General features: G+C 44.2%; 8 protein-coding genes. 6 read left to right on the top strand and 2 right to left on the bottom strand.

All coding sequences use genetic code 11. From position 1 onward, the window contains the following. Positions 1 to 410, bottom strand: a 410-nt coding sequence (locus J6I68_RS01505) for a DUF1848 family protein (protein ID WP_292216659.1), incomplete at its 3' end; no start/stop codon positions are given. 131 nt (positions 411 to 541) lie between these two features. On the opposite strand from J6I68_RS01505, the gene J6I68_RS01500 reads away from it, so the two are divergent. Further along, positions 542 to 1,501, top strand: a complete 960-nt coding sequence (locus J6I68_RS01500) for an NAD(P)-dependent oxidoreductase (protein WP_292216657.1) — start codon at positions 542 to 544, stop codon at positions 1,499 to 1,501. 43 nt (positions 1,502 to 1,544) lie between these two features. Here the strand turns inward: J6I68_RS01500 and pap are convergent, their stop codons facing one another. Then, positions 1,545 to 3,020 carry a polyphosphate:AMP phosphotransferase gene (gene pap / locus J6I68_RS01495; protein WP_292216656.1) on the bottom strand — a complete coding sequence of 492 codons (1,476 nt, stop codon included), beginning with the start codon at positions 3,018 to 3,020 and terminating at the stop codon, positions 1,545 to 1,547. A 169-nt stretch (positions 3,021 to 3,189) separates the two neighbouring features. Here pap and J6I68_RS01490 point away from each other — a divergent pair, with 169 nt between their 5' ends. From J6I68_RS01490 to J6I68_RS01470, 5 genes are all read left to right on the top strand, one after another. Continuing rightward, positions 3,190 to 4,899 carry a GH25 family lysozyme gene (locus J6I68_RS01490; RefSeq protein ID WP_292216654.1) on the top strand — a complete coding sequence of 570 codons (1,710 nt, stop codon included), beginning with the start codon at positions 3,190 to 3,192 and terminating at the stop codon, positions 4,897 to 4,899. 23 nt (positions 4,900 to 4,922) lie between these two features. Beyond that, complete coding sequence (locus J6I68_RS01485; protein WP_292216652.1) at positions 4,923 to 6,152, top strand: UTP--glucose-1-phosphate uridylyltransferase; 1,230 nt, start codon at positions 4,923 to 4,925, stop codon at positions 6,150 to 6,152. 120 nt (positions 6,153 to 6,272) lie between these two features. Next, positions 6,273 to 7,289: a UDP-glucose 4-epimerase GalE gene (galE, locus tag J6I68_RS01480; protein WP_292216651.1), complete on the top strand. Its 1,017-nt coding sequence runs from the start codon at positions 6,273 to 6,275 to the stop codon at positions 7,287 to 7,289. Positions 7,290 to 7,423: 134 nt separating this feature from the next. After that, complete coding sequence (locus J6I68_RS01475; RefSeq protein WP_292216650.1) at positions 7,424 to 7,693, top strand: hypothetical protein; 270 nt, start codon at positions 7,424 to 7,426, stop codon at positions 7,691 to 7,693. 82 nt (positions 7,694 to 7,775) lie between these two features. Further along, positions 7,776 to 9,220, top strand: a 1,445-nt coding sequence (locus J6I68_RS01470; protein ID WP_292216648.1) for a S1C family serine protease, incomplete at its 3' end; no start/stop codon positions are given.

The raw sequence follows: 9,220 nt of genomic DNA, 5'->3' as shown, positions 1-9,220 counted from the left end.
TCTTCAAACTTCTCAAGATGGTAGTCTCTGGTGTACTTCTCATCAAGGAAGATCGGATCATAGCGCCATCCCATGGAATCAACTCCGGCAAAATCAGAGAGCTTTTTGAAGGTCTCAATGACATCAGGAATCTCAGGGACACCTGGCTCAATGTCTCTTCCGTAGCCTGTTATGGTGACGTACCAGTACATACCGTAAGGACGAAGCAGGTCAAGGTACTTAAGCATTGGCTCCGGATTCTTGGAGCAAAAGCTGATAAGGTCAACCACAGATGGATGCAGTATGTACTTGGTCACATATGTCATGTTGTAGGGATTTCGCACATAGACATAGCCTTCCTTTAATCTTTCTGCGAACCAGTCGGCGTAGAAGGCAGGAATGTCAGTGCGGGAGCCGGTTTGAATTATCATTTTGGTTAACTGATACCTCGCCTAACAAAATCTAATAAAAAACAATTCCGATATCACAACAAATCCACATATTTGCTGTAAATATAATGATATAATACCATGACAGAACAATTCACTATAAGGAGAAAATCATGAAGATAGTTATTGCAGATAAAGACAGTGTCGGAACAGACATGGACTACACCATATATGATGAGCTTGGTGAGGTAACATATTACGACGACAAGGTAACAGAGGAGAATGCAAAAGAGAGGCTCTCTGGAGCCAATGTGCTGGTTATAAATAAGAGCCAGATAACTGACAAGCTTCTTGATGATGCGCCGGATCTAGAGCTTATATGCGAGTTTGCAACAGGCTACGACAACGCCAATATTCCTGCCTGCGACAGGCACGGGGTTAAGGTTGCCAACGTTGTGAACTATTCAACTGATTCAGTTGCACAGCATACCTTTGCAATGTTGTTTTACCTGATGGAGAATCTCCGCCACTATGACGAGTTTGTAAAGAGCGGAGCTTACGCAAATCAGGAGCATTTCTGTTGCCTTGATATTCCTTACGAAGAGCTTGCTGGCAAGACCTATGGAATTGTTGGTATGGGTAATATCGGAAGGAAGGTTGCCCAGATTGCTACAGCCTTTGGAGCACATGTGATCTTCTATGCATCCTCAGGCCACAGCGACTGCACAGATTATGAGCAGGTGAGCTTTGATGAGCTTCTGACAAGGTCAGACATTATCTCACTCCACTGCCCACTTAGCGACAGAACAAGAGACCTCTTTAACAAAGAAGCTTTTTCAAAAATGAAGAAAACTGCAATTCTTATAAACGTCGCTAGAGGCGCTGTGGTTGTAGAAGATGACCTCTATGAAGCTCTCGCAGATGGCTCCATCAGGGCAGCAGGTCTTGACGTACTTAATCCTGAACCAATGGCTAAAAACTCCAAACTTTTAAACATCCAGGACAGCGGGCGCCTTATAGTAACACCACATCTTGCCTGGGCCAGTACTGAAGCCAGAAAGAGATGTCTTGATGAAGTTAAGAAAAACATCCAAAGCTGGATGAAAGGAACACCAAGAAATATAGTTAACTGAACAGAATAAAAAAGGTCTGGACCTTGGCCCAGACCTTTTCTTTTTATTCAAGAGCTTTTTTGATTTCCTCTATAACTATCTTAAGAGCTTTGATGCGGGCGTATTTTTTGTCCACAGATTCAAGGACATGCCATGGGGCAAAAGATGTACTGGTCTTTTCTATCATTTCATCTATGGCGGTTTCATATTGATCCCACTTTTCACGATTACGCCAGTCTTCATCTGTTATCTTCCACTGCTTTTCAGGAGTGTTCTGCCTGTCAGTGAAGCGCTTAAGCTGAGTGTCCTTGTCAATCTGCACCCAGAATTTGATGATGACTGCACCCCAGTCCTTTAGCTCTTTTTCAAATTCATTGATCTCGTTGTAGGCTCTCTGCCAGTCGTTCTCGGAGCAGAACCCCTCAAGGCGCTCAACCATTACGCGGCCGTACCAGGTCCTGTCAAATACAGTGATGTGACCGGTTTTGGGAAGTCTTGTCCAGAAACGCCACAGGTAGTGACGGGCCTTCTCGTGGGGCTCAGGACTGGCAATTGGCTCGACTACGTAGTCCCTTGGGTCGAGGGCTTCAGTTATCCTCTTGATGTTTCCACCCTTTCCAGCTGCATCCCAGCCTTCGTAGGCGATTATTACAGGGATCTTCTTGCGGTAGACCTTATTTCCAAGGTCCTTAAGCTCTTTTTGCAGACGGTCAAGCTCAGCGTCGTACTCGGCATCGCTCATGACCTTGCCATCTAATGAAATGTCAGAGAGCTTACCTATCTTCTCCATAGGGAAGGTGTTCTGCAGGATTGGAACATTCATCTTCTGGTTCTTAAGCGCTATGTCTATTCCCTGATTAAGGAAGTGAAGAACCTGGAGCTCTGCGTACTTTTTATCCTTGGCATCAATGATGTACCAGGGAGATCTTGACTCGTTGGTATCCTCAAGGTATCTCTCAAAAACTTCAAGACACTTGTCGTAGTGTTTGTTCTGCAGAAGGTCGTTTTTATCAACGCGCCAGCTGGTGTCCTTGCTTGATTTCAAGGCGTCAAGTCTCTTTTTCTGTTCCTTTTTCGATATATGGAAAAAGAACTTGATGACCAGATATCCGTTGTCGCAAAGCTGGCGTTCTATAACATTTATGGAGTGTACTCTCTTTCTATAGACTTCATCTGTAAGGTCGCCATCTAAAACTCCTGATACGACCTCTTCCATCCAGCAGGTGTCAAAGAACCTGAATTTTCCAGCCTCCGGTATCTCTTTTATATATCTGTAAAGGAATGGATATCTCTTTTCCTCGCTGCTTGGCTGCCTGTCCATGGTGGCAACCTTAAAGAATCTGGGATCTATGTTGCGGATGACTTTCCCAATGACAGCCCCTTTTCCTGCGGCGTTCCAGCCTTCAAACAAGACCATTACAGGAAGACCGGCCTCCTTGATCTTCATCTGAAATGCACCTAGGCGAAGACGCTCTTCTTTGAGCTTTTCTTTTAAAACCTCTTCCTCCGGAATTTCGGATTTTACAAATTCTTTCAGCATAGAGATACCTCCAATCTGACAACGAAAAACAAACGATATTATAACAATATAATACCACAAAAACGCGCATGAAAAGAGCCTTCAAATGGGCTACTATTCGTTGACCTAAAGGTTGTTTTTCCGTATAATAAATGTTAAGTATTTTGTAAAGAATTAGGGGAGAGAAAGTATGTTAAAAGGTATAAAGAAGCTCTTTATTTCAGCGGGAATGCTGGTTTTCTTTTCGGCACTCCTTTTCTTAAGCCCTGCTGCAAGCGTAGAAGCTAAGGCTGTTGGTCCGGAGGTTGCAGTGGGAATCGACGTTTCCAAGTATCAGGGAGGCATCAACTGGCAACAGGTCAGAAATCAGGGCGTGCGCTTTGCCATGATCAGAGTCGGCACAACCAAGAAGGGTCTGGATGAGCAGTTTATCAATAACATCAACGGCGCTAATGCCGCTGGTATCCGTACAGGTATCTATATCTATTCATATGCAACAACTCCTGAGGCAGCAGCTGCAGAGGCCAATCAGGTTCTTGCATGGATAGCTCCTTATACAGTTACATTCCCTATCGCTATTGATATAGAGGATTCCTGCCAGAAGGGACTTAACGCAGGTCAGCTTCAGGCAATTGCGGATACATTCTGTGGCATCATCAACGCCAATGGTTATGAGCCAATGGTTTACGCAAGCAGAAACTGGTTCATGGGAAGAATGCCATCAGTTTCAGCTGCCAAGTGGGTTGCTCAGTACAACACAGCCTGCGACTATCCAGGCGACTATGCTATGTGGCAGTCAAGCAGCCACGGTTCATATGCTGGAATTCCTACAAGAGTTGATGTCAACCACCTCTATGTTGACTACTTCTCAAGAATGATCCCTGAGGGCTTCAACAGCTGGGGCGGACATGTATATTACTATCACAACTATCGCAAGCAGTATGGCTGGATCAACTTAAGCGGGCAGAGATATCACGCTGATGCCAACGGATTCATCCAGACAGGATGGTTCCAGGATGAGAGCGGCATCTACTACCTTGATCCTAATAACGGCGGTCTTGCTGCTGTAGGATTTGCTGATATTGATGGAGCTCACTACTACTTCAATGAGAACGGACAACGCTGCACAGGACTTCTTAACCTTGGCGGAACAGTTTACTACGCAAACGCTGATGGCCAGTGCCAGAGAGGATTTGTTCAGCTTGAGGATGGCATCCGCTACTTTGATGAGCAGTATGTGATGCATACAGGACTTACTCCTATTGGTGACAAGCTTTACCTCTTTGATGCAAATGGTCTTATGCTGACAGGCATGCATGCTCTTGAGACAGGTAAGTACATGTTTGGCGCTGATGGTATCGCTTTAAGCGGATGGTACTCAAACGAGCAGGGCCAGAGATTCTACTTTGGTCAGGGCAACGCAGCAGTTGTTGGTCTTCAGACAATTGACAAGGATGTATATCTCTTTGGCGATGACGGCGTGATGTTTACCGGATGGTCAGGAGATGTGGCTTCAAGATTCTACTTCGGACCTGATGGCAAGATGCTCAAGGGCTGGAATGCAATAGATGGCCAGAACTACTACTTTGCTGAAGATGGCAAGATGGCAGTTGGATTTGCATCGCTTAAGGACGGCGTTTACTACCTTGATCCTGCAGACGGACACAGAGTTGTAGGCTGGGTTGAGCAGCCAGATGGCTGGAGATTCTTTGATGGCAACACAGGCCGCATGCTTGTTGCTGTGACAGTACCTCTTGACGGAGTCAACTGCACCTTTGACAAGAACGGACTCCTTGTTGATCCAGCAGGATGGGTTCCTGGAACACCACTTCCTGCACCAGAGGCAGCTCCTGAAGCAGCACCAGAAGCTGGTAGTGCAGCAGCACCTGCTGCAGGTTGATTTGGAGATGAGGAGGTGTCGTTATGACATTTGAAGAGGCCAAGGCGAAGCTTGAAAAGTTTGATCAGCTTCATGTACTTAAATATTACGATGAGCTTTCAGATGCTGAGAAGGCAGAGCTCATTGCACAGATAGAGGATACAGATTTTTCTGTAGTAGAGAATTGCAAGAATCTTGGAAAGAGCGCGGGAAGAGGTGAGTTTGCACCCCTTGCTGCAATGCAGGTATCTGAGATTGAAAAGAGAAGGGATGAGCTTTTTGCAATTGGTAAAAAAGCTCTTAAGGAAGGCAAGATCGCTGCCTGCCTCCTTGCTGGCGGAATGGGCACAAGACTTGGCTCGGATAATCCAAAGGGAATGTACAATATTGGTCTTACCAAGGATGTGTATATCTTCCAGAGAATAATCGAAAACCTTAAGGATACTGTTGATCAGGCAGATGGTACATATATCCGTCTCTTTATCATGACCAGTGAAAAGAACAATGACGCAACAGTTTCTTTCCTCAAGGAGCACAACTACTTTGGATACCCTGAGGACAAGATCACTTTCTTTAAACAGGACATGGCACCTGCTTCAGATTATCAGGGCAAGGTTTATATGGAGAGTAAGTCCAGAATTTCAACTTCTCCTAATGGCAATGCAGGATGGTACGCATCAATGCTTCGCGCGGGACTTCGTGACCTCATGTTAAAAGAAGGTATCGAGTGGATAGATATCTTTTCCGTAGATAATGTACTTCAGAGAATTGCTGATCCATGCTTCGTTGGTGCAACCCTTGAAGCTGGTGTAAGCTGCGGCGCTAAGGTAGTAAGAAAGTGTGCTCCGGATGAGAAGGTTGGCGTTATGTGTCTTGAGGATGGCAAGCCTTCTATCGTTGAGTACTATGAGCTGTCTCAGGAGATGATGGATGCCAAGGATGAGAACGGTGATCCAGCGTACAACTACGGCGTAATCCTTAACTATCTTTTCAACGAAAAAGATCTTTATGAGATCTCCAAGAAATCTCTGCCATTACATGTTGTTGAGAAGAAGATTCCTTATATTGATGAAAACGCACAGCTAATTAAGCCAGAGACTCCTAACGGATGTAAGTTTGAGCAGTTGGTTCTCGATATGATCCATGAGCTTCCAAGCTGTCTGCCATATGAGGTAATAAGAGAGCATGAGTTTGCGCCTATCAAGAATAAAGAGGGTGTCGATTCTGTAGAAACGGCAAGAGAACTTTGCAAAAAGAACGGAATCGAACTATAAGTTAACATTTCGACAGGTAGTCGCAACAAAAGGAAATTGTAATAGATACAAATTCTCTATACAATACTGCTGTAGGTAGACAAAAACACTTATCATGTACGACATAGAAAAGAGGTAATCATGGCTATTCTTGTAACAGGTGGTGCTGGATATATTGGTTCACACACAGTAGTTGAGCTCCAGAATGCTGGAGAAGATGTGGTAGTAATGGACAACCTTGCTAACTCAAGCAGAAAGTGTCTTGATAGAGTTGAAGCTCTTACAGGCAAGAAGGTTCCTTTTTATGAGGCTGACATAAGAGACAGAGATGCTCTTGAGAAGATCTTTTCTAATGAAAAGATTGACAGTGTCATTCATTTTGCAGGTCTTAAGGCGGTTGGCGAGTCAGTCCAGAAGCCCTGGGAATACTATGACAACAACGTTACAGGAACACTGACCCTGGTTGATGTGATGAGAAAGCATAACTGCAAGAACATTATCTTTTCATCATCAGCTACGGTTTATGGCGATCCTGCCATGATCCCTATCACTGAGGAGTGTCCAAAGGGACAGTGCACAAACCCATACGGCTGGACCAAGTCAATGCTTGAGCAGATCTTATCTGACATACAGAAGGCAGATCCAGAGTGGAATGTAGTTCTCCTTAGATACTTCAATCCTATCGGGGCTCACAAGAGCGGAACAATTGGAGAGAATCCAAACGGAATTCCTAACAACCTGATGCCTTACATAACACAGGTTGCTGTAGGTAAGCTTCCTAAGCTCAATGTATTTGGCAATGACTACGACACCCACGATGGCACAGGTGTAAGAGATTATATCCACGTAGTTGACCTTGCTAAGGGACATGTCAAGGCACTTAAGAAGCTTGCTCCCGGAAGCGGACTTAACATCTACAACCTGGGAACAGGTGTAGGCTACAGCGTTCTTGATATTGTTAAGAACTTTGAAGAAGCCACAGGAGTTAAGATCCCATACGAGATCAAGGACAGACGTCCTGGAGATATCGCAACCTGCTATGCCAATGCTGACAAGGCAAAAGAGGAGCTTGGCTGGGTTGCAGAAAATGGCATCAAGGAAATGTGTGCTGATTCCTGGAGATGGCAAAGTAATAATCCAAATGGTTATGAAGGCTGATATGTGATACATTATTTATGAGGTTTACCATTAGAAATGGTAAACCTCTTTTTGCGAGAACGAAGCGGAGCAATCCGTATATCATAATATGTAAATCATTTAAAACTCTGTAAAGTGGAGGTATAGAAACAACAATGTTCAGGCTCTGGGTTAAACTTATAAGCGACAATCACCTTTTAAAGGACATGGTGGTCTGTGATGAGACCACAGACACAAGAACCCATAAGGTAATGAATGCTATAGAGAAGGCCTGCTATGAAATGGACCTATCAAAACCTATCTGGCTTGACAGTGTTGTCAAAGATTTTCAGCTTCACGCAAAGTGCCGTTTTACCAGGGATTCTTTTGTTGAAGATGTGTCTTTTGACTATATGGAGATACAGGTCATAGAGGAGGATTATTAATTTTTATATAAGAAAATAATCACAATTTCGACACAGATCGCTCCTATACTAAAGCCATAAACGGAAAGGAAGGTACGTTATTATGTATGAGGATAATAACAACAAACCATCAGTAGATAATGGATCAAATGCAAATCCTACATCTAATCCATATAATTACTCTGGCAGGAGTTACAACTACGGCGGAGGAAGCAGCTATAACTCCAGCAACAGCACTAACCCATATTCTTACAACAATCAGGGTTACTCTTACGGACAGAATAGTTACAGCTACAATCAGAATAATCAGCCAACTTATGGAACATATCAGTATAATTCACAGGCTGGCCCGTCAGTGCCACCAGAGAGACCTAAAAAGAAAAAGCACACCTTTGCTAAGGTTGTAGCAGCAATCTGCATCCTGGCACTTATCGTTGGTGGTGTTGGAATTACTTACAACGCAGTGGCTAATAAATCCGGAAGCTTCTTTGGCATCGGAGGAAATGATACTGTAGCAGAGGTTGAGCAGCAGGATGAGGAAATAACTCCAGATGAGACAGGTGCTGATCCTGTTACAGAAGACAAGGCTCAGGCAGAGCCGGAAAAAGAGATCCAGACTACTACAGTTACTGGTGCTTCAATGGCAGTTGTAACTGATGTGACAGCAGTTGTTGAAGAAGTTATGCCAGCCATGGTAATGATCCACAACAACTACACAGCTTCAGCAAGTTACTTTGGATACGTTCAGCAAGAAGAAGCAACTGCTTCAGGAAGTGGAATCATTGTTGGTGAGAACGATTCAGAGCTTCTTATTGCTACTAACTATCACGTTATTGAAGGCGCTGACAGCCTTGAGGTTATCTTTAATGATGACACTACAGTAGAAGCTGTAGTTAAGGGTACTGATTCAGACATGGACCTTGCTGTCATAGCAGTAATGCTTGATGATATAGATGACTCCACAAGAGAAGTGATAAAGATTGCAACTCTTGGAGACAGCACAGCTCTTAAACTTGGAGAGCCTGCAATCGCAATTGGTAATGCCCTTGGTTATGGCCAGTCAGTTACTACTGGTGTTATCTCAGCTGTAAACAGAGATGTTGAGATTTCAGAGGGTGTTACACAGACCTTTATCCAGACTGATGCAGCCATCAACCCTGGTAACTCAGGTGGTGCCCTGCTTAATCTTCAGGGAGAGGTCATTGGTATTAACTCCAATAAGATCGGTGGCGACACTATCGAAGGTATGGGATATGCAATTCCTATATCAGTAGCCCAGCCTATCATTGATAAGCTCATGAACGAGGTTACAAGAGTTAAGGTTTCAAATGAAGAGAGAGGCTACATTGGAATCTCTGGAGTAAGCGTAACAACAAGCGTATCTGAAGGATATGGTATTCCTCTTGGAGTATATGTAGCAGAAGTAACAGATGGCGGTGGCGCTCAGAATGCAGGAATTGCAAAGGGTGATGTTATCGTTGAGTTTGATGGCCAGGAGATCACATCCATGGATGATCTTCAGACAAGGCTTCAGTACTATGCTGCAGG

Origin of the sequence: Butyrivibrio sp. (assembly GCF_017940685.1) — a bacterium.
Taxonomy (GTDB): Bacteria; Bacillota; Clostridia; order Lachnospirales; family Lachnospiraceae; genus Butyrivibrio.
The sequence above is the reverse complement of the archived record's forward strand: the minus strand, read 5'-3'. Positions and strand labels throughout refer to the sequence as shown.